Below are 20,169 nucleotides of genomic sequence, written 5' to 3'. Positions count from 1 at the left end.
CGGCGACGGGACTGGCCGCGCCTCATTGATCTAGATCAAGGCGGTCAGCACATTCGCGAGATGTGTTGGAGGTCCATTTCGAAAATTCATTTATGAGCCTGGGGGCGGATCATGGGACATGCATGCGCGCAGTGCGCGCGCCCATCGTCGAATGAACGTAGCGCCAAGGCCGCTCGCTGGTTCGCGGCGCTCCTGATCGGCACCTGCGCGAGTGCGAGTACTGCGCAGGCCGACGAAGGTGGCGTCAGCTTCTGGCTTCCCGGAATTTACGGGAGCCTTGCTGCCCTTCCGCAACAGCCGGGATGGGCGCTGAATTCGATCTACTATCATACCGCAGTCGGCGCTTCAGGTTCGGTCGCCGCGGCCCGCCAGATCACGCTGGGCAGGCTCAATCCGACCGCAAATGTCAGCCTGGACGCCGATCTCGGCGCCCGGGCGGATCTGCTTCTGCTGAACCCCTCCTACACATTCGCAACTCCCGTCCTCGGAGGACAATTGTCACTCGGCGTGATGGCGATTGCGGGCCGCAATCACACCACGCTCGACGGAACCATCACCGCGGGCGTTGGCGGATTCACGACCACGCGGGCCGGCGCGATTGACAGCACGATCACCGGCTTCGGCGATCTATATCCGCAGATGACGTTGCGCTGGAACATGGGCAACAGCAACTTCATGACCTACCTGACCGGCGACATACCGGTTGGTGACTACGACGCTCAACGGCTCGCCAATCTCGGCATCGGCCACGGTGCGATCGACGGCGGCGCGGGCTACACCTATTTCAATCAGCAGAGCGGCTTCGAATTGTCGGCCGTCACCGGGCTGACGTACAATCTGCGAAACGATGCCACCGGCTATCAGAACGGCATCGACTGGCACCTTGACTGGGGCATGTCACAGTTCCTGTCGAAGCAACTCCACGTCGGTGCCGTCGGCTATGTCTACAATCAGCTCACGGCGGACAGCGGCGCGCTTCCGATCCTCGGCGAGAACAAGTCGCGCGTGGCCGGCATCGGACCGCAGGTCGGGTACATCTTTCCAATTGCCGGGCAGCAGGGCTACCTCAATCTGAAAGGCTACTATGAGTTCGGTGCGGACCGGCGGCCGTCGGGCTGGAACACCTGGCTGACGTTCTCGATCTCCCCTGCAGCGCCGACGCCCGCTGCGCCAGCCAGGCACATTGTCACCAAGTGATGGTCATCAGCGCGAATAGTGGTCGGGCCAGTGAGGCTATCGCGGCACCTTACCGAGTCCTCATACCGCCTCCCTGAGGTTCTTCTTATCGTTGGCGCCAGTGCTCAGTTCCGCCCACAGGCCAAAGCGCACGCCTTCGTTCAGAGGAATCATGTGAAACGGCTGGCCGAAGATGGCGAGAGGCTCCTTAACTGCCTCGAACCGCGGCCAAGCTTCCACAATATCAGGCGCGCCTGATGTCACGAAGCGCAACAGGCTTGTCTGAAACCGCGCCGCCACGTCGATATCGGCAGGCGTCATCGGGCCGCCCTTGCGCTTCAGGATCGGGCGATCGATGAACTCGGGCAAATGTGCCCACAGGCAGGCATTGTCGGCGCCGTGAGTCGGACCTTGCGAGAGAAACGGCTCCAGCGCAGGGCGATGGTCGAACCGGCTCAGCCACACCGCACCGCCTGCAGCTGCGTGGCTTCGCGCCAGATCGGCCATCGGGCGATGCCAGAACGCATCCGACAGCAGCGCCTCGTAGGGATCCTCGTCGACGCGCGCCGAACCGCGATAGCAGGCCAGCAGGCGTTCCCAGCCGGCATCGCCGAACGCGACGCGCACATTGCGCTCGGTGGTGCGGATCATCGCGGCCGGCGGCGTGCTCTTCAAAAACATCACCATCTCGTCGCGGCAGGAGCCGAGCCAGAGCGGAATGTCGCGCAAACCTCCTGCGGCAAAGACGTCGCGCGGCTCGCGCGGGATCACGGTGCCGTCGAGCACCGGGCCGAACACCGTGCCTGAATCGGTCTCGTCCGCGATCCTGCGGCCGACGCGCTCGACGGCTGCAAAGAGGTTTGACAGCGGCACGGATGCGATAGCGCCCGGATCGTCGTCCAATTCGAGCTCGGCCAGCACGCGGCGCGCGACGATGTCGGCATGGTCAGCGCTCATGATGTTGCGGCCGGGCGCGCTCAGCGCCAGCGCACGGGCGAACTTGCCCTTCGCCTGCGGCAGCGTTCCGAGGGCGATCACCATGGATGCGCCGGCCGACTGGCCCGACAGCGTCACCTGGCCAGGATCGCCGCCAAAATTGGCGATGTTGGCGTGGACCCAGTCGAGCGCGGCAAGTGAATCCGAGATCGCGAGATTGTTGGCCTCGGCCAGTCCGTGACGATGCAGTTGCAGGAAGCCGAGCGGGCCGAGCCGGTAGTTGATGGTGACGATGACGGCCGGGCCATGCGCGGCGAGGAAGGCGCCGTCATAGTCGGCGCCGCCACCGGTGACGAAGGCCCCGCCATGGATGAAGAACAGCACCGGCAGTGGGCGGCCTGTCCCAACAGGCGTCCAGATGTTCAGGCTGAGACAGGATTCTTCCGCCTGATCGAGATGCCCGGGCTGCGGCGCGTAGGCGCCGTAGTCCGTGCAACGACGCGGCTCCGTCCACGCGGGTGGCGACATCGCCTTGGCGAAGCGTCGCGCGGTCGCGAACGGCACGCCCTTGAAGGCGCGGACGGTCCCCTGCTCGGCCCCCATGATCGGGCCGAGCGTGGTCTGAACTGCGTTGGTCAACATGCGATCGATGGTCCTTGCGCTCACGCGCGCCGCTTGCCGAGATCGGCGATGTCGACCTTGTGGGTCTCGCGCGCGGTCATCGCGGCCAAGGCGGAGGCGACGCAGCAGCCGCCGACGAAGATCGCGACCGGAATCCAGCCGTGCGGTCCCTCGCCGACGAGGCTCGCGCTCACCAGCGGCGTGAAGCCGGCGGCAAGGAAGCCGAGCTGGGTGCCGATCGCGGTGCCGGAATAACGGACGCGCGCTTCGAACATCTCCGCGTAGAACGACGGCCAGATCGCGTTCGGCGCGGAGTAGATGATGTAGAGGCCGATCGCGGCGGCAAAGATCGCGGGCGTGCTCCCCGAGGTCACCAGCATGAAATAGGGGAACAGCAGCACGGCGCAGCCGAGCACGCCGCCGATGAACACCGGCTTGCGGCCGATCCTGTCGGCGAGCAGCGCCCAGAGCGGCTGCGCAAACAGCGCCACCACATTGCCGAGCACGCCGGCCCACAGCATGGTCGGACGCGCGACACCGAATTTGCTGGTGGCATAACCGAGCGTGAACACCGCGGTCATGGTGCTGACAGTCGCGATCAGCGCGCAGACGATCACGCGCAGCACGTCCGGCCAGTAGTCACGCAGCAGCGCGATGACGGGGAAGCGCGCGACCTGCGCCTTGTCCTTGATGTCCTCGAACACGGGCGTTTCCGGCATGGTCCGCCGTACCAGATAGGCAACCAGCAGCACCAGCGCGGAGAGCAGGAACGGAATACGCCAGCCCCAGCTCAGCAATTGATCTTCCGGCATGCTGGAGACGGGAATGAACACCAGCGTCGCCAGAATCGCGCCGGCCTGGGTGCCGCTGAGGGTCCAGCTCGTGAAGAAGGCGCGGTTGGAATTGGCGGAATGCTCCAGCGTCAGCGAGTTCGCTCCGCTCTGCTCGCCGGCCGCCGACAGGCCCTGCAACAAGCGCAGCAGCGTCAGGATGATGGGCGCGGCATTGCCGATGGTCTTGGCATCCGGCAAAAGGCCGATCGCAAGCGTCGAGGCACCCATGATCACCAGCGTGAACAGCAGCACGGTCTTGCGACCGATGCGGTCGCCGAAATGGCCGAGGATCACGGCGCCGACGGGCCGCGCGATATAGCCGATGCCGAACGACAGCAGCGCGAGCAGCGTGCCAGTCGACGGGTCGACATTGGCGAAGAACACTTTTGGAAAGATCAGCGCCGCCGCGGTGCCGTAGATGAAGAAGTCGTAGTATTCGAGCATGCTGCCGACGAAGCTGACGAGCGCGGCGCGCTTCGGCAGCTTGGCTTGCGAAACGTCCGCGCCGGATGACGCATGCAGCGATGCAGTTGAGGTCAAGCTCATCAAAATTCCTCCCCGAGTGCTCTGGCGGATGCAGCTCGCGTCATGCCCGTCCGGCCTTTCGCGCGTTTATTGCTTTTGGTTGCCGCAACCTTGGTTTCGCCCATAATGTACGAACTAGTACGTTTATGCAAGGCCGCGCCGAAAAGCGCCGGATTGGACGAAATTTGCCTTCACCATCAAGGTGATCCATAGAAACGGGCGGGAGAAACAGTGATGCTCGAGCGCATGCCACCCCCATCGAAGCGCACCAACGACCCCGAGCGCACCAAGCGCGACATCCTCGAAGTGGCGATGGCCGAATTCGCCTCGGAGGGCTATTCCGGCGCCCGCGTCGACGCGATCGCGGCGCGCACCCGCACGTCGAAGCGGATGATCTATTATTATTTCGGCGGCAAGGAGCAGCTCTACCTCGCCGTACTGGAAGAGGCCTATCGCAGCATCCGCGCGCTGGAGGATCAGCTCGACATTGCCAGCTGCGACGCGCGCGAGGGCCTGCGCCGGCTGATCGAAGCCACCTTCGACCACGACGAGCGCAACCCGAACTTCATCCGCCTCGTCTCGATCGAGAACATCCATCACGGCAAGCACCTCAAGCAGAACCTGCAGCTGCGCCAGCTCAACGCCAGCGTGATCGCGACGCTCGACGACATCCTCAAGCGCGGCCGCGCCGAGGGTGTCTTCCGCGACGACGTCGACGCGATCGATCTGCATCTGGCCATCTCTTCCTACTGCTTCTTCCGCGTCGCCAACCGGCATACGTTCGGTGCGCTGTTCGACCGGGATCTGAGCGAGCCGAAGGTGCTGGCGAAGAGCAGGACGCAGATCGTGGAGATGATCCTGGCATGGCTGGGGGCGAAGGCTTAGCTGCAGCCCTCACCCCGTCTTCTTCTGCCGCGCGCTCGCTGCGAGCACCAGCAGGAACGACGCCGCCGTCATCAGCGTCGAGATCGCGGCAATGGTCGGGTCGATCTCGTCGCGGAGCGCGGTGAACATGCGCTTGGTCAGGGGCTGATACTGGCCGCCGGAGATGAACAGCGCGACGATGGTCTCGTCCATCGCCGAAATGAAGGCGAAGATGCCGCCGGCGACCACGCTGGACTTGATCTGCGGCAGCGTCACCGCGAAGAAGCTGCGCAGGCGGTTCATGCCGAGGCTGCGCGCCACCATCTCCTGCGCGGGGTCGAAGCTTTGCATTCCCGCCAGCACGGAGATGACGACGTAAGGCAATCCCAGCATCACGTTCGCCAGCACGAGGCCTGGCATGGTCGCAACCAGGCCGACCTTGGCATAGACGAAGAAGATACCGACCGCCGTGATGATGATCGGCACCACCAGCGGCAGCAGCAGCGCCATGTGGATGACGCGCATGATCCGCAGCTTCGACTGGCTGATGGCATAGGCGGCGGCGACGCCGCACGGCGTCGCGATCAGAACGGTGAGGAAAGCCACCGTCAGCGTCACCTGCGTCGCCTGCATCCAGGCCGGATTGGCGAAATACTGCTGGTACCAGCGCAGCGAAAACGACGGCGGCGGGAAGGTCAGGAAGCGCGCGCTGGAGAACGAGATCGGCGCGATGATCAGAACGGGGAGGATCAGATAGACCAGCACCAGCGTGCTGATCACATAGAGGGCAATCCGGGCGGGCGAGGCGCGCATCATTTCTGCCCCAGCACGCGATCGAGCGAGATGAAGCGGCTGACGACGAAGAAGATCGCGAGCACACTCAAGAGCAGCACCACCGCGACTGCGCTCGCAGCGCCGAACTGGTTGTAGAGCTCGACATTGCGGCTCACCAGCATCGACACCATCACCGTGCGCCCGCCACCGAGCAGCTCCGGCGTGATGTAGAAGCCGAGGCAGAGCACGAACACCATGGTGCACCCGGCGAGCACGCCCGGCAGCGACAGCGGCAGGAACACGCGGAAGAATGTCAGCGACGGGCTCGCGCCCAGGCTGGCGCCGGCCTGCATGAGATCGCCGGGGATCTTCTGCATGGTGGCGTAGAGCGGCAGCACCATGAACGGCAGCAAGATGTGCACGGTCGCCACCACCGTGCCGAAGGTGTTGTGCACCAGCGCGAGCGGCTCGGAGATCACATCGAGATAGCGCAGCAACTGGTTGATCACGCCAGTGCGCTGGAGCAGCGCCAGCCAGGCATAGGCCCGCACCAGCACACTGGTCCAGAACGGCAGCACGACCAGCGACAGAATGAGGATGCTCCAGCCCTTCGGCACCGAATTGGCGAGGTAGGCCACGGGATAGCCGAGCAGCAGCGCGATGACGGTGACCGCGAGGCTGATCTCGAAGGTCAGCGCAAAGCTGCGCCAGTAGATGTCCTCGGTAAAGACGCGGCGATAGTTCTCCAGCGTGAAGCCGTCATGATAGATCGACTGCCAGGCGAGCCAGCCGACCGGCAGCACGATCAGAGCCAGGATCACCAGCAGCGCCGGCGACACCAATGCCAGCATCAGGCCGTGTTCGCGGCGCTGATGCTTCTCGGAAGGATCTGGCACTGATGTCGCCAAGGCTGCCTCGCCTATTTCTGCATGAACGAGGCCCAGCGCTTCTCGGCGGCTTCGCCGGCCGGCGAGGACCACCAGGCGTAGGACATCAGCGCTTGCTTGGCTGCATTGACCGGCTCGCTCGGCAATTGCGCCGCGCGCTCGGGCTTGATCACGTTGGTCTCGAACGCCTTCGGGTTGCCGGGGCCATAGTCGATCTGCAGGGGCAGATTGGCCTGGTGCACGGGATCGACGGCTTCGTTGAGGAATTTCACGGCGGTGTCGAGATTTGGCGCGCCCTTGAGGATGCAGAGCGAGGTGCTCTGCAGGATGCCCTGGTTGTAGGTGAAGCCAACCTTGGCGCCTTCCTTCGCGACCGCGCTGACGCGCCCGTTCCAGGCCATCTCCATGTCGACCTCGCCGTCGTTGAGGAGCTGCGCCGATTGCGCGCCCGAGGTCCACCACACCGTGATGTTGGGCTTGATCTCTTCCAGCTTCTTGAAGGCACGATCGACATCGAGCGGATAGAGCTTGTCGGGCGCAACGCCGTCGGCCATCAGTGCGGCCTCGAGCGTGGCGATCGGATGGTTGCGCAGCGCGCGGCGGCCGGGGAATTTCTTGACGTCCCAGAAATCGGCCCAGCTGTTCGGCGCGTCCTTCGGGAAGGTCTTCTGGCTGTAGGCCAGCACGCTCGAATAGAATTCGTAGGACACCGAATAAGGACTGCGATAGGCCTCCGGCATCGCCGCCGCGTTCGGGATCTTCGAGAAATCCAGCTTCTCGATCAGGCCCTGCTCGCCGCCGCGCAGGCAGTAGCCGGTCGGGGTGTCGACGACGTCCCAGATCGGCTTGCCGCTGCCGACCTGCGTCTTGATCGCGGGCCAGGCGTCGGGAATGGAATCCTGGTTGATGGTGATGCCGAGCTTCTTGGCGGAGGGATCGAGGATCGCCACCGTCTGCGCCTGCTGATAGGCGCCGCCTTGCGAGACGAAGGTGATCTGCTCGGCGGCGTCGGCCGCGGTCGTCAATCCGACTGCGCCCAGCAGCACGCAGCCCAGTCGCAAATTCCGTTTCATCGTCATCCTCGCCTCCTCCAAAGTGATCCTATTGACCGATCGCATCGAGAAACTGGTACCAGCCCGCGACCATGCGCACGGCAGGCTCGCGCAGCGGATAGAACGGAATCGCCTTCATGCGGCTGACGTCGAGCAGTCCGACGTCGGGCGTCTCGCCGCGCACGAAGGCAGCGAGATAGCGGCCCATCAGGCTCGACATCGCGACGCCCGCGCCGTTGTAGCCCATAGAGACCAACGTCCGGTCGTCGATCCGGCCGATATGCGGCACCGAATCCAAGGTCATGCCGACGAGGCCCGACCATTTGTAGGCGAGCGGGACCTCGGCCAGATCGGGGAAGATGCCGACCATCGCCTTGCGCAGCGCGTCGAAGGCGGCTTGCGAATCCTGCTTGCCGAAGGCGCCGCGACCACCAAAGATCACGCGATTGTCGACCATGCGGAACCAGCGCATCATCCGCTTGGTCTCGGTATAGGTTCGCCCCGTCGGCATCAATTTGCCAGCGAGATTGCGCGGCAGTTTTTCGGTCGCGATGAGGGCGCTGCGGAACGGGATCAGCGTGCGCTGCATCTGCGCGGTCGCTCCGGTGAGATCGGAATAGCTGTTGGTGGCGATGATCGCCTGTTTGGCGCGCACCGCGCCTTGCGGCGTCTCGGCGACGATGCCGTCGCCCTCACGCCGCAGTTTGATCACCGGCGATTCCTGGAAGACGGGCACGCCACGGCGCGCCACGCCATCGGCGAGGCCGCGCAGATAATTCAGCGGATGAATGCCGCCCGAGCCGGGATTGAGCACGCCGCCGACGAAAATGTCGGAGCCGGTCTCCTCGCGCACGCCGCGCTTGTCGAGGATGCGGACCTCGGCTGAGCCCATCTCGCGCGTCATCCAATTGGCTTCGTCGATGGCCGCCTTCAGCGTCGTCTCGTTATGGGCAGCCTTCACCTGACCGGTGCGGGTCAGATTGGCGCGGGTGATGCCGAATTCGGAGACGAGCTCCTCGACCATGTCGGTCGATTCATGCGCGATCTCGTACATGCGCCTGGCCATCGCGCGGCCATGCGCGGTGTCGATCTCGCGAAACGAGAGGCGAAACTTTGCGGTAATCACGCCGCCATTGCGGCCGCTCGCGCCCCAGCCGGGCCTGACGGCCTCGAGCACGACCGGCGACAGACCACTCTTGGCGATGTGGTGCGCGGCGGAGAGGCCGGTATAGCCGGCACCGACAATCACCACATCCGCCTGTTGCTCACCTGACAGGACCGGAAATTCGCGCGCAGGCTCGGCTGTGGCTTCCCACAGCGAGTTGGCCGATGGCAGCGCGTTCCAGTCTGGTGTCATGTCCGCGGTCCTCCCTACGCCGCGCCGATGGCGGCGTCGGCCAGCGCCCTCAGCGTCGGGAAATGGAAGTCCGGCTTGGTCAGCGTCTCGACGGCGGGCGTGCCGCCGAATCCGGCGATGCCCTGGCGGCGCTCGATCCAGCAGACCTTGTAGCCGAGCTTCCGGGCGATCCCGATGTCGTGGTACTGGCTCTGCGCGACGTGCAGGATGTCGGACTGCTTGTAGCCGAAGGCCGACTGCCGACCCTTGTTGTAGGCGAAGAATTCCGGGTTCGGCTTTGCGACGCCGGTGTCGTCGGCGCAGACGGTGTCGTCGAAGGGATTGCCGAGTGCGTGAGCGTAGCAGGACAGCGCAACGCGGTCGGCATTGGTCATCGCAACAAGCCGGAATTTGGTACGCAGGCGCTTGAGCGCTTCCACCGAGTCGGAGAACGGCCCCCAGCGCAGCACCGAGAGCTGGAACACGTCGCAGGACGCATCGTCGGCGGGCAGACCGAGCTCGGTGGCGAGATGGCGGTAGACGTGGAACATCGCCTCGCTGGAGCGCTCGTAGTGCCTGTCGCGTCCGCGCTTGTAGGGCTCGAAGATCTGCTCGTCGCTGAGCTCGGCCGGCGTCTTGCCCGAGATCTTGCGCACCGCGTTGAGCACGCCGGTCTCGAAATCGATCAAGGTGCCGACGACGTCGAAGGTGAGAACCTTGAAATTGCTGAACGCGGCTTGGGTCGACATATCAGTCTCTTCTCTCAGTTGGACCAGATTCATGTTCAGTCCACCCTGGGCACCACGATGGTGTCCTCGGGGTGAAGGGTGACGGTGAGGCTGCCGCCGAGCGGCGGGATACGGCTATAGGCCTGGTGGTAGCTCGGCTGGCGCAGGCTGAGCGCGATGCCGTCAGTCAGCGCCAGGAAAATGCGCAAGCTCTCGCCTTGGTAGACGATGTCGGTGACCGTCCCGGTGAGCCGGTTGCAGGCGGCATCCTGCGCGCCGTCGTCGATCAGCAGTTTTTCGCTGTGCACGGCGAGCATCAGGGCGTCGCCATTGGGAATGGCGCGGGCGCTGCGCAGAAGCGCGTTGCCGAGCGCGACGCTGGAGGCATCGACGCGGCGGACCGGCAACATCGTCGCCTCGCCAATGAAACTCGCGACGAAGGAATCGGCGGGATGATCGTGCAGCCGCTCTGGCGCGTCGATCTGGATCAGGCGGCCGTCCTTCATGACGGCGACCCGGTCGCTCATGGTCAGCGCCTCGCGCTGGTCATGGGTGACGTAGATGATGGTGGCGCCGATGCGCTTGTGCAGCGCGCGCAGCTCGATCTGCATGGATTCGCGGAGCTGCTTGTCGAGCGCCGAGAGCGGCTCGTCCATCAGGATCAGCTGCGGCTCGAAGATCATGGCGCGCGCGAGCGCGACGCGCTGGCGCTGGCCGCCGGAGAGCTGCGCGATGCCGCGCTCCTCGTAGCCGGCAAGGCCCACCATGCTGAGCGCCGCGCGCACCTTGTCGGGCCAGATCGCTTTCGGCAGGCGCCGCGCCCGCAAGGGAAACGCAACGTTCTCGCCGACGCTCATGTGCGGGAACAACGCGTAGTTCTGGAACACCACGCCGATGTCGCGCTTGTGCGGCGGCATGTAGGTGACGTCGCGGCCGCCGAACAGAATCGTGCCTGAGGTCGGCAGGATGAAGCCGCCCAGAATGCCGAGCAGCGTGGTCTTGCCGGAGCCGGAGGGACCGAGCAGCGAGACGAATTCGCCGGCACCGACGTTGAGGGAAACGTCGTCGAGGGCGCGAACGGCACCATACGCCTTGCTCGCGGACCTGATCTCGACGCTTTCCGCTCGTTTGTCCAACGATCGACCTCGCCCGTTCCCCTGCAATGGCGTGCCTCACTGCGCGCCATAAGCCTGCTTTATAGACAGGAAACTCGCGCACTCACGGTTGAAGCGTGCAGCGCACCTAAACCTCTCGCATGAGCCCTGTCTTTAGGCTGTGATGCCGATGACAACAGACTTGGCAAAACTGGGCAATTGCCAAATTCTCACCACGCTCATAACATGACGTTATGCCAGAGCTGCGCCGCATGCTGCCCTCCAGTAACGCCCTGTTCGTCTTCGACGCAGCAGCGCGCAATGGCAGCTTCACGGCTGCAGCCGCCGAATTGAACGTCACGCAGCCCGCGGTGAGCCGCATGCTCGGACAGTTCGAGGAGCACCTCGGCGTTCGCCTGTTCGATCGCAAGGCGGGCCGCGCGGTGCTCACCGAGGAAGGCGAGCTGCTCTATCGCCGCGTGCTCGACGGCTTTCGCAGCATCGAGACTGGCCTTGTCGAGATCGAGCGGCGCCGCAAGGGCACCGAGACGGTGACGCTGTCGGTGTCCTCCGCCTTCACCACGCACTGGCTGATGCCGCGGATCGACAAGCTGCAGAAGCGGTTTCCGCAGATCGACCTGCGATTCCAGCTGATCTCCGGCGCGCTGCGCGGGCCGGTGGAGAATGTCGACCTCGGCATGCGCTTCCGTGATCGCGAGGAGCCGTCGTCCGGCGGCACGCTGGTAATGAAGGAAGTGATGCTGCCGATGTGCAGCCCGGGTTATCTAAGCGAGGCCGATCCCACCGAGGGCAACACCATCATCCGCCTCGCCGAGACGCCGGGCGATTGGGCGGCGGACTATACTTCGCTGCTCACAGGGCGCCGCGGCGCGGCCAAGGGGCTGAGCTTCACCGACTACGCCGTCGTGGTGCAGGCCGCCCTGCTCGGGCAGGGCATCGCGCTCGGCTGGCTGACGGTCGCCTCGCACTGGCTGCTGACCGGCGCGCTGGTGCCGGCCTCCGACCGGCTCACGACCACGCGCCGCATCTGCGAATTCCTGCCGCCACGCAACCTCCCGATGCGTCCCATCGCCGCCGAGATCCGCGACTGGATCATCGACCAGATGCACAGCGAGATCGCGGCGATCGACCGGCTCTATCCGAAGCTCGGCGCGATGGCGGCGTGTTATTGATGCTCGATTGCCCGGATCGCGCCGCGCAGCTCGGCGAGGCCGCGGAGGCGGCCGATTGCGGTGTAGCCGGGGTTGGTGCGCCTGGTGGCGGCGAGATCGTCGAGCATGCGGTGGCCGTGATCCGGGCGAAACACGATGCGCTCGTCCGGTGAACGCCGCGCGCTTTCCTTCAACAGCGCATTCAGCACCGCAATCATGTCGACGTCACCGTCGAGGTGATCGGACTCATGGAAGGACAAGCCGTCGGCCTCGCGCCTGGTCGCGCGCAGATGGGCAAAGCCGATGCGTGGGCCGAACCGTTCGGCCATGGCGGGCAGGTTGTTCTCAGCGCGCACGCCGAGCGAGCCCGTGCACAGGCAGATGCCGTTGGCTTTTGACGGCACGGCATCGAACAGCGCCTGGTAATCCTCAGCGGTGGAGGCGATGCGCGGCAGGCCGAACAGCGGCCGCGGCGGATCGTCCGGGTGCAGCGTCAGCGATACGCCGAGCTGCTCGGCGACGGGCGCGACGCGCGCCAGGAATTCGGCAAGATGCTGCCGCAGGATTTTTGGCGTGATGTCGCGATAGGCATCCAGCTTGTCGCGGAATTGCGGGATCGTCATCGGCTCGGTGGTCGAGCCCGGCAGCGCGCTGGCGATGACCATGATGAGATAGTCGATATCGGCCTGGCTCATCTTCTCGAACAGCTTCCTGGCGCGCGCCTGCTGCTCGGGCGAATACTCTTGCACGGCGGCGGGGCGCTCCAGGATATGCAGCTCGAACGCCGCAAAGCGGTCCTGGTCGAAGCGCAGGGCGCGGGCCCCGTTCGGCAGTTCCCATTCGAGATCCGTGCGGCACCAGTCGACGACAGGCATGAAGTTGTAGCAGATGATCTTGATGCCGGACGCGGCGACCGCTTCCAGGCTCGCGATCCAGGCTTCGATCGACTTCGCCGCCCTGGCCCCGAGACGCTTGACGTCGTCGGGGATCGGAATCGATTCCACCACCGACCAGGTCAGCTGGGAGCGGCCGGGCTGGCCGTTCTCGATGAAGTTCTTGCGCTCCTCGACCGCCTTGCGCGTCCAGGCCTCGCCGATCGGCACCTGATGCAGCGCCGAGACGATATCGCTTGCGCCGGCCTGCCTGACGTCATCCAGGGACACGGGATCATTCGGCCCGTACCAGCGCCATCCCTCTAGCATCATCGGCCCTCTCCGATCAGTTCGCGGTCAGCACGACCTTGACGCTCTGCGAGCGGTCGAGTGCCAGGCGCAACGCATCCGGCGCGGTCGAGAGCGGACGTTCGGCGGTGACCAGCGACAGCACGTCGACGCTGCCGGCACCAATCAATTCCACCGCCGTCATGAATTCAAGCCCGAAGCGGAACGAGCCGCGCAGGTCGATCTCCTTCGCCATCACGGCATTGGACGGCGTCGGAATCTGGCCGCCCGGCAGGTTGCCGATCTGCACCACCACGCCGCCGCGCCTGACAATGCCGATCGCGCTGGCAAGGCCCGCGGCTGTGCCCGAGACCTCGAAGGCGACGTCGTAGGGGCGCGACGCGGCCTGCGCCTTCAGGCCCTCTTCGCCACCAGAGACGTTCTCGACATGGGACGCGCCGAGCCTGGTCGCGAACGCAAGCGGCGCCGGCGCGATGTCGGCCACCGTGACGTCGGCCATGCCGGCGCGGCGTGCGGCGAGCATGGTCAGAAGCCCGATCGGGCCGGCACCGAAGATGATGCCTCGCTTGTCCTGGATGTTGCCGGCGCGCGCGACCGCGTGAAGGCAGACGGCGAGCGGCTCGGCCAGCGCTGCGGCCTGATAGGACACATGGTCCGGAATCTTCACGCACTGCGCCGGGATCGCGTCGAAGTAGTTGGCAAAACCGCCCTGCATGTGCGGCGTCTTCGACGCCGAGCCCATGAAGTAGATGTTCTCGCAAAGGTTCTGGCGGCCCTCGCGGCAGGCGCCGCAATGACCGCACCAGCGCGACGGGTTGACGGCGACGCGATCACCAACCTTCAGGTTCGCGGCGGAACCTGCGATCTCGACGACCTGGCCCGAGATCTCGTGACCGAGCACCAGCGGTGATTTCACCACGAAATCACCGGTCCGGGCGTGGCGGAAATAGTGCATGTCCGAGCCGCAGATGCCGCCGGCGCCGAAGCGGATGCGCACCATGCCATCGGCGAGTTTGTCGAGCGGATGCTCGATCATGCGCAGGTCTTCGGGGCCGAACAGGGTTGCGGCGAGTGAGGTCGAGGTCATTTGGAGAGTCCCATTGTGTCTGCAGCTTCGTTCACCCGCCCCAGGAACGAGACGAGCCGTCCAATCTCATCGCCGCCGCGCACTGCCGCTTTTGGCCTCTTTCTTCGACGGTCGCTTTGGCTTTCCCGGCTGAGCCGGGGATCGCGCCGTCCGCTTCCGCGCCGCTGGCGCGCCTGCGGTGCTCTCGGCGCCAAAATTCTGCGCAAACCGCTCCTGCGAATGCGCGAGGTGATCGCGCATGGCATCGCGGGCCGCCTTTGGCCGGCGCGCCGCGATGGCATCGCGCACGGCCCGATGCTCGCTGAGCGCGGTCCGCCACGTGGTGGGGTTCTCGAAATATTGCGCAAGCTGCGCGAAATAGGGATTGAGGCGCTGGTCGAACAGCTCGCCGACCACGCGCACCAGCACGGCGTTGCCGAGACATCCAGCGATTGCGATATGGAAGGCGCGGTCATGGACCATCGAGGCTTCACCGGGATGCTCGACGTTCTCCATCGCGACCAGCGCGGCATCGATTCGCGCGACATCGTCCCTCGTCGCGACGCGCGCGGCCTGTTCTGCGATGGCACTTTCGAGGAATTCGCGGGCGCGCAGCAGCTCGAACGGTCCTTCGATGACGGCTGATGGCGCCGGCGCGGCGTCGGCGGGCTCGGTCACGTAGATGCCGGAGCCGACGCGAATGCGAACACGGCCCTCGACTTCGAGCGCAATCAGGGCCTCGCGCACCGTGGGCCGCGAGATCTTCAGCTGCTCCGCTAGCTCGCGCTCGGTCGGCAAGCGGCTGCCGACCGCGTACTCGCCGCTGTCGATCAGGCTTCGCAATTGATCGGCGACCTGGCGATAGAGCCGTCTCGCCTCCACAGCTTCCAGCGGCACGCTGGCCTCCCCTGGAGGGTCTCGCCGGGAAGGTCTCCAGCCCGGCGGCCCGCCAATTTTTGGAAAATTGGTCTTACCAATTGACCGGAGCATTGACCGAAGACGGCCGCCATGTCAAGCAGCAGCCAAACACAGGGGAGACGACCATGCGGCTCGGCCGCGCCAATCTCGATCGGCTGGCACCTCGCATCCGCCGCCCGGCCTATGACCGCGCGCGCGTCACTTCCGGCATCGTGCATCTCGGCCTTGGCGCGTTTCATCGCGCCCATCAGGCCGTCGTCATCGACGATTGCTTGGCCAGCGGCGCCACGTCATGGGGAATCGTCGGCGCGAGCCTGCGCAGTCCGGACACGCGCGACGCCCTCGCCCCGCAGAATCATCTCTACACGGTCGCCGTGCGCGCGGCCGAAGGCACCGAGCACCGCGTCATCGGTGCGCTGCTCGACAGCGTCGTCGCGCGCGAGAAGCCGGTCGCGCTGGTCGAGCGGATGGCCGATCCCGCCATCCGCATCGTCTCGCTCACGGTCACCGAGAAGGGTTATTGCCACACGCCGCAGACCGGCGATCTCGACGAGCGGCATCCTGATGTCGTGCACGATCTGAACAATGTCGATGCGCCGCGCTCGGCGCCGGGCTTCATCGTGGCCGCGCTCGCGCGACGGCGGGCGCTTGGCATTGCGCCCTTCACCGTGCTGTGCTGCGACAATCTCGCCGCCAACGGCCACACCGTGCAGCGGATCGTCACCCAATTCGCGGCGCTCCGGTCGAAGGACCTCGGCAAGTGGATAGCGGACGCAGTGACCTTCCCTTGCACCATGGTCGATCGCATCGTGCCTGAGACAACCGATGCCGATCGCGACGCGGTCGCCGCGGCGCTTGGGATGCGTGACGCCTGGCCTGTCATGACCGAGCCGTTCACGCAATGGGTGGTCGAGGATCGCTTTGCGGCGGGCCGGCCCGATCTCGCCGCCGCAGGCGTCGAGCTCGTCGCTGACGTCAAGCCGTTCGAGCTGATGAAGCTGCGGCTGCTCAATGCCAGCCATTCGGCGCTGGCTTATCTCGGCTATCTCGCCGGCTACGAGACCATCGCCGACACCATGCAGGATCCGCATTTCGCGCATCTTGCAGCGCAGGTGATGGAACAGGCCGCGGTGACTCTGACGATGCCCGCAGGCACCGACCTTTCGGCCTATCGCACCTCGCTGCTCAAGCGCTTCGCCAACCCGGCGCTGCGTCACCGCACCTGGCAGATCGCGATGGACGGCTCGCAAAAACTGCCGCAGCGCCTGCTCGGCGCGATGCAGGATCGGCTCGCCAAGAATCTGCCGATCGCGACGCATGCGCTCGCGGTGGCCGGCTGGATGCGCTACGTCACCGCGCTCGACGAGCAGGGCCGCGCCATCGACGTGCGCGATCCCCTCGCAGGAGAGCTGGCGGCGCTGGCGCGCGAGGCCGGTCCCGTCGCCGAACGACTTGCCCCCGCATTGCTCGGCGTCACGAAAGTGTTCGGGCCGCTCGGTGCCGAGCCACGGCTGCGCGAGGCCGTGACCGCAGCCCTCGGGCGCCTCTACAGCCAGGGCGCGCGAGGCGCGGTGGAGACGCTTGTTTCGGCGTGACCAGAAAGTGGGCAGCGATGCTGCACTGCGTTCAAAGTCGGCCTGAAGTCGCGCTTGATTTTTGACGGCCATTGGCTCACCCGAGAGGCATGGCAAAGGACAGCAAGGTCATCGCCGCGAACGCGGCTTTTTACGCCGCCTTTTCGACGGGCGATTTCGACGGCATGAAGCGGATGTGGGCGGATGACGACGCCATTTCCTGCATTCACCCCGGCTGGCCCGCGATCGTCGGCCACGCCACCGTGATCGGAAGCTGGCGTGACATCCTGCAGAATCCTGAAAGGCCGCAGATCGCTTGCGCCGAGCCGCAGGCCATCGTCGACGGCGACAGCGCCCGCGTGCTCTGCATCGAGATCGTCGACGGCACCGCGCTCGCCGCAGCCAACCATTTTCGCCGCGTCGGCGACGGCTGGCGCCTGGTGCACCATCAGTCGAGCCCGATTGCGCAGATCGTCGAACAGGCCGAGGACGATAGAGCGAGCCACCGGGTACACTGACGGCGCCGCCGTTCTACTGTGCATGGGGTTGTTTTACGATTCTCGGTTTGGCAGCGAGTTCCGACAGGTCGTCCAGCACGACCCGCGCCGCGCTGAAATCATCGTCCCGGAAATACATGCTGCGGGTGATGAGCACGGGAATGCCGGCGCCCGAGGCCGCGATCAGCCCGTTGGCGGAATCCTCGATCGCGATGCAGTCGGCAGCCTCCAGCTTCAGTCGCGTCAGCACTTCGAGATAGACGTCCGCCGCCGGCTTCTTGTGCCTGACATCATCGCCGGCAACGATCGCGTCGAAATCCGCGGCCCAGCGCGGCCCCAGCGCCTGCGACAGCAGCGCATCGATATTGCCGTGAGAGGTGGTGGTCGCAATCGCCAGCCGCTGGCCACGCGCCTTTGCCGCTGGGAGCAGTTCGGCCACGCCGGGCCGCAACGGGCAGCAGCCGGTCTCGATCAGCTCGGCATAGTGCGCGGTCTTGATGCGATGAAGCTCGGCGATGTCAGCGTCCGACAAGGGCGGCGCGATCCACTGCCTGGCGTGGAAGGCGCGGATGCGTTCCTTGCCGCCGGTCACCCGCAGCAAATCCCGGTAGACGGCACGGTCCCAGTGCCAGTCGAGACCGCGGCGGGCGAAGGCGTGGTTGAAGGCCCGTCGATGCAGCTCCTCGGTCTCGGCAAGGGTGCCGTCGACATCGAAGATCAGCGCGGCCGCGTTCCGGATCAGCGCTGCCGCGTCCGCTGGAGCGATCGCCTCCGCCTGCATGGTCCGCGCCTCCCTGTGACGAGCGAGCATCGCCTGAGGCACCGGGCGAGTAAAATCGCAATATCTTTTGCCGGACCCAAAAATCTCTTATGAGCGAGGGCGCGCGGGCTCGCGCGATCGGGAACTCGAACCCAGCACGGGAACGCATGCGGCTCTTTATCCTCGGCCTCGGCTATAGCGCCCGGCATTTCGTCGGCAGGTTCGGCGACGCGTTCTCGCATGTCGCCGGGACGGTGCGCGATCCCGCCAAGCGGGACGACCTCGCCGGCATCGAGCTGCACGGTTTTTCCGGCAGCCGTCCGGCTGACGCCACTGTCGAGCGCATCCGCGACGCCGATGTCCTCCTGATCTCGATCCCGCCGGGCAACACCGGCGATCCCACGCTGGCTGCGCTCGGCGATGTGCTCGCGTCGGGCCGCCGCAAGGTCGTCTACCTCTCCACCATCGGCGTCTACGGTGATCACGCCGGTGGCTGGGTGGACGAGAGCACGCCGCCACATTCCTCCCTCGACCGCGCGCGGATGCGGGTCGCCGCCGAGCAGGCCTGGACGGAGACGACGCACGGCGATGTCGCGGTACTGCGGCTTGCCGGCATCTACGGCCCCGGCCGCAACGCGCTGGTGACACTGCGCGGCGGCGCGGCGCGGCGCATCATCAAGCCCGGCCAGGTGTTCAACCGCATCCATGTCGACGACATCGCGAGCGCAATCATGGCCGCGGTTCGCCATCAGGGCGGCGGCACCTGGAACGTCTGCGACGACGAGCCGACACCGCCGCAGGACGTGATCACCTATGCCGCGCAGCTCATGGGCGTCGCGCCGCCGGCCGAAGAAGCCTTCGCGACCGCGGAGATGTCGGCGATGGCGCGCAGCTTCTATGCCAGCAGCGCCCGCGTCTCCAATGCGAGGCTGAAGCAAGAACTCGGTGTCACGCTGGCCCATCCGACTTATCGGCACGGTCTCGATGCGCTTTGGCGCGACGACGATGCGAGACTGGCACCGACAAAATGAAAAAGGCGGCACCTAATATTCGGTGTCAACTCAACACGCCATATTTTTTGAACCAGGCCTGCGCCTGCTTCCAGGCATCTTCCGCCGCGCCCTTGCGGTAGCTGCTGCGGTAGTCGGCATGGAAGCCGTGCGGCGCGCCCGGATAGATCTTGAATTCGGCCGTCTTCTTGTTCTGCTCGAGCGCAGCCTTGAACTGCTCCACCTGGGCGACGGGAATGCCGGTATCGGCGCCACCATAGAGACCGAGCACCGGTGCCTTCATCTCGGGTGCGAGCTGGAGCGGGCTCTTCGGCCAGAGCGGATTGGGCGCATCGACCGGCGGACCATAGAAGGCGACACCGGCCTTGAGCGTGCCGCTATGCGCTGCATATTCCCAGACCGTGCGGCCGCCGCGGCAGAAGCCGATGATGCCGAGCCTGGCGGTGTCGCCGCCCTGCGATCCAGCCCAGGCCACCGTCGCGTCGAGATCAGACAGCAGTTCGGCGTCCGGCTTGGCATTGACGATCGACAGCAGATCCTTGATGTCGGTGATCTTGGTCAGGTCCATTCCCTTGCGGAAATAATAGTCGGGCGCGACCGCGAAAGCGCCGAGCTTGGCGAGGCGCCGCGTCACGTCCTTGATGTATTCGTGCAGGCCGAAAATCTCCATCGCCACGATGATCACCGGCGCCTTGGTGTTGCCGGCCGGGCGGGCGAAATAGGCGGGCATCTCCTCGGAACCGACCTTGATCCTGGCGTCGCCGGCCTGAAGGTCAGCGGTGTCGGTCGTGATCACCTCGGCACGGACGGGACCCGCCGCAAGCGTGTAGCCGGCGGCAACCGCCGCGGTGGCGCTCATGAATCCGCGGCGCGAGACCGGGGCGACTTTCGTCAATCCGACGACGTCTGCCGTCATGGTTATTTCAACACTCATTGATCGATCCTTCCTGATGCCTGGCCCTGATCCCGCAGGCGGCGCATTCGCCAATAATTGCCGGCGAAACGCAAATCACCAGCCTGAGAGCTTTTGCCGGGATCAGACCTGGCGGATCCTTGCCGGCGTTTGCATTTCGAATCGCAGACACACCTTCGCGCTCTCGCGACGCGTTTCGCCCGAGCTTTGCTCGTTCTCTCCGCCCTCTTGTCCAAGAGGGTGCAGGGAAGG

The 20,169-nt window shown here is 65.5% G+C and carries 19 protein-coding genes; 6 read left to right on the top strand and 13 right to left on the bottom strand.

Translation table 11 applies throughout. The annotated features are described in order from the left end of the window. Positions 1–111: 111 nt before the first annotated feature. On the top strand, positions 112–1,197 hold the full coding sequence (locus XH90_RS06605) for a transporter (protein ID WP_194479779.1): 1,086 nt from the start codon (positions 112–114) through the stop codon (positions 1,195–1,197). A gap of 60 nt (positions 1,198–1,257) precedes the next feature. Here the strand turns inward: XH90_RS06605 and XH90_RS06600 are convergent, their stop codons facing one another. After that, entirely contained in the window at positions 1,258–2,754 is a 1,497-nt protein-coding gene (locus tag XH90_RS06600) for a carboxylesterase/lipase family protein (protein ID WP_194479778.1), read from the bottom strand. A 20-nt stretch (positions 2,755–2,774) separates the two neighbouring features. After that, the gene (locus XH90_RS06595; protein ID WP_194479777.1) at positions 2,775–4,112 is read right to left on the bottom strand and encodes an MFS transporter; all 1,338 of its coding nucleotides are present in this window, start codon (positions 4,110–4,112) and stop codon (positions 2,775–2,777) included. A gap of 213 nt (positions 4,113–4,325) precedes the next feature. Here XH90_RS06595 and XH90_RS06590 point away from each other — a divergent pair, with 213 nt between their 5' ends. Beyond that, complete coding sequence (locus XH90_RS06590) at positions 4,326–4,976, top strand: TetR/AcrR family transcriptional regulator (protein WP_194479776.1); 651 nt, start codon at positions 4,326–4,328, stop codon at positions 4,974–4,976. Positions 4,977–4,985: 9 nt separating this feature from the next. On the opposite strand, the gene XH90_RS06585 is transcribed toward XH90_RS06590, so the two are convergent. From XH90_RS06585 to XH90_RS06560, 6 genes are all read right to left on the bottom strand, one after another. Continuing rightward, complete coding sequence (locus XH90_RS06585; RefSeq protein ID WP_194479775.1) at positions 4,986–5,771, bottom strand: ABC transporter permease; 786 nt, start codon at positions 5,769–5,771, stop codon at positions 4,986–4,988. Continuing rightward, positions 5,768–6,580 (bottom strand): ABC transporter permease, encoded by an 813-nt coding sequence (locus XH90_RS06580; RefSeq protein ID WP_194482606.1) that lies wholly within the window; start codon positions 6,578–6,580, stop codon positions 5,768–5,770. The genes XH90_RS06585 and XH90_RS06580 overlap by 4 nt, the downstream gene beginning before the upstream one ends. Positions 6,581–6,648: 68 nt before the next feature. Next, positions 6,649–7,695, bottom strand: a complete 1,047-nt coding sequence (locus XH90_RS06575; protein ID WP_194479774.1) for an ABC transporter substrate-binding protein — start codon at positions 7,693–7,695, stop codon at positions 6,649–6,651. A 22-nt stretch (positions 7,696–7,717) separates the two neighbouring features. Next, the gene (locus XH90_RS06570) at positions 7,718–9,025 is read right to left on the bottom strand and encodes an FAD-binding oxidoreductase (protein ID WP_194479773.1); all 1,308 of its coding nucleotides are present in this window, start codon (positions 9,023–9,025) and stop codon (positions 7,718–7,720) included. A gap of 14 nt (positions 9,026–9,039) precedes the next feature. Continuing rightward, positions 9,040–9,753, bottom strand: coding sequence for an HAD family hydrolase (locus XH90_RS06565; RefSeq protein WP_194479772.1), 714 nt, complete (start codon positions 9,751–9,753; stop codon positions 9,040–9,042). Between the two features lie 35 nt (positions 9,754–9,788). Then, positions 9,789–10,868 carry an ABC transporter ATP-binding protein gene (locus XH90_RS06560; protein ID WP_194479771.1) on the bottom strand — a complete coding sequence of 360 codons (1,080 nt, stop codon included), beginning with the start codon at positions 10,866–10,868 and terminating at the stop codon, positions 9,789–9,791. Positions 10,869–11,080: 212 nt separating this feature from the next. Between XH90_RS06560 and XH90_RS06555 the strand changes: the two genes are divergently transcribed. Beyond that, positions 11,081–12,019, top strand: a complete 939-nt coding sequence (locus XH90_RS06555) for a LysR family transcriptional regulator (protein WP_194479770.1) — start codon at positions 11,081–11,083, stop codon at positions 12,017–12,019. Here the strand turns inward: XH90_RS06555 and uxuA are convergent. From uxuA to XH90_RS06540, 3 genes are all read right to left on the bottom strand, one after another. Further along, positions 12,013–13,203 (bottom strand): mannonate dehydratase, encoded by a 1,191-nt coding sequence (gene uxuA / locus XH90_RS06550; protein WP_194479769.1) that lies wholly within the window; start codon positions 13,201–13,203, stop codon positions 12,013–12,015. The two genes, XH90_RS06555 and uxuA, sit on opposite strands and share 7 nt — an antisense overlap. Before the next feature lie 13 nt (positions 13,204–13,216). Then, on the bottom strand, positions 13,217–14,266 hold the full coding sequence (locus XH90_RS06545) for an L-idonate 5-dehydrogenase (RefSeq protein WP_194479768.1): 1,050 nt from the start codon (positions 14,264–14,266) through the stop codon (positions 13,217–13,219). 66 nt (positions 14,267–14,332) lie between these two features. Further along, positions 14,333–15,142 (bottom strand): FadR/GntR family transcriptional regulator, encoded by an 810-nt coding sequence (locus tag XH90_RS06540; protein ID WP_194479767.1) that lies wholly within the window; start codon positions 15,140–15,142, stop codon positions 14,333–14,335. A gap of 146 nt (positions 15,143–15,288) precedes the next feature. Between XH90_RS06540 and XH90_RS06535 the strand changes: the two genes are divergently transcribed. Then, entirely contained in the window at positions 15,289–16,758 is a 1,470-nt protein-coding gene (locus XH90_RS06535; protein WP_194479766.1) for a mannitol dehydrogenase family protein, read from the top strand. A gap of 89 nt (positions 16,759–16,847) precedes the next feature. Continuing rightward, positions 16,848–17,255 (top strand): nuclear transport factor 2 family protein, encoded by a 408-nt coding sequence (locus tag XH90_RS06530; protein WP_194479765.1) that lies wholly within the window; start codon positions 16,848–16,850, stop codon positions 17,253–17,255. Between the two features lie 13 nt (positions 17,256–17,268). Here the strand turns inward: XH90_RS06530 and XH90_RS06525 are convergent, their stop codons facing one another. Further along, the gene (locus XH90_RS06525) at positions 17,269–18,015 is read right to left on the bottom strand and encodes an HAD family hydrolase (RefSeq protein WP_194479764.1); all 747 of its coding nucleotides are present in this window, start codon (positions 18,013–18,015) and stop codon (positions 17,269–17,271) included. 146 nt (positions 18,016–18,161) lie between these two features. On the opposite strand from XH90_RS06525, the gene XH90_RS06520 reads away from it, so the two are divergent. Further along, the gene (locus tag XH90_RS06520; RefSeq protein WP_194479763.1) at positions 18,162–19,025 is read left to right on the top strand and encodes an SDR family oxidoreductase; all 864 of its coding nucleotides are present in this window, start codon (positions 18,162–18,164) and stop codon (positions 19,023–19,025) included. Between the two features lie 25 nt (positions 19,026–19,050). On the opposite strand, the gene XH90_RS06515 is transcribed toward XH90_RS06520, so the two are convergent. Then, the gene (locus tag XH90_RS06515) at positions 19,051–19,938 is read right to left on the bottom strand and encodes a dienelactone hydrolase family protein (RefSeq protein ID WP_194479762.1); all 888 of its coding nucleotides are present in this window, start codon (positions 19,936–19,938) and stop codon (positions 19,051–19,053) included. Positions 19,939–20,169 lie beyond the last annotated feature (231 nt).

The organism is Bradyrhizobium sp. CCBAU 53338 (assembly GCF_015291665.1).
GTDB lineage: Bacteria > Pseudomonadota > Alphaproteobacteria > Rhizobiales > Xanthobacteraceae > Bradyrhizobium.
Note: the sequence above shows the minus strand (reverse complement) of the source record. Positions and strands in the feature narration are given on the sequence as shown.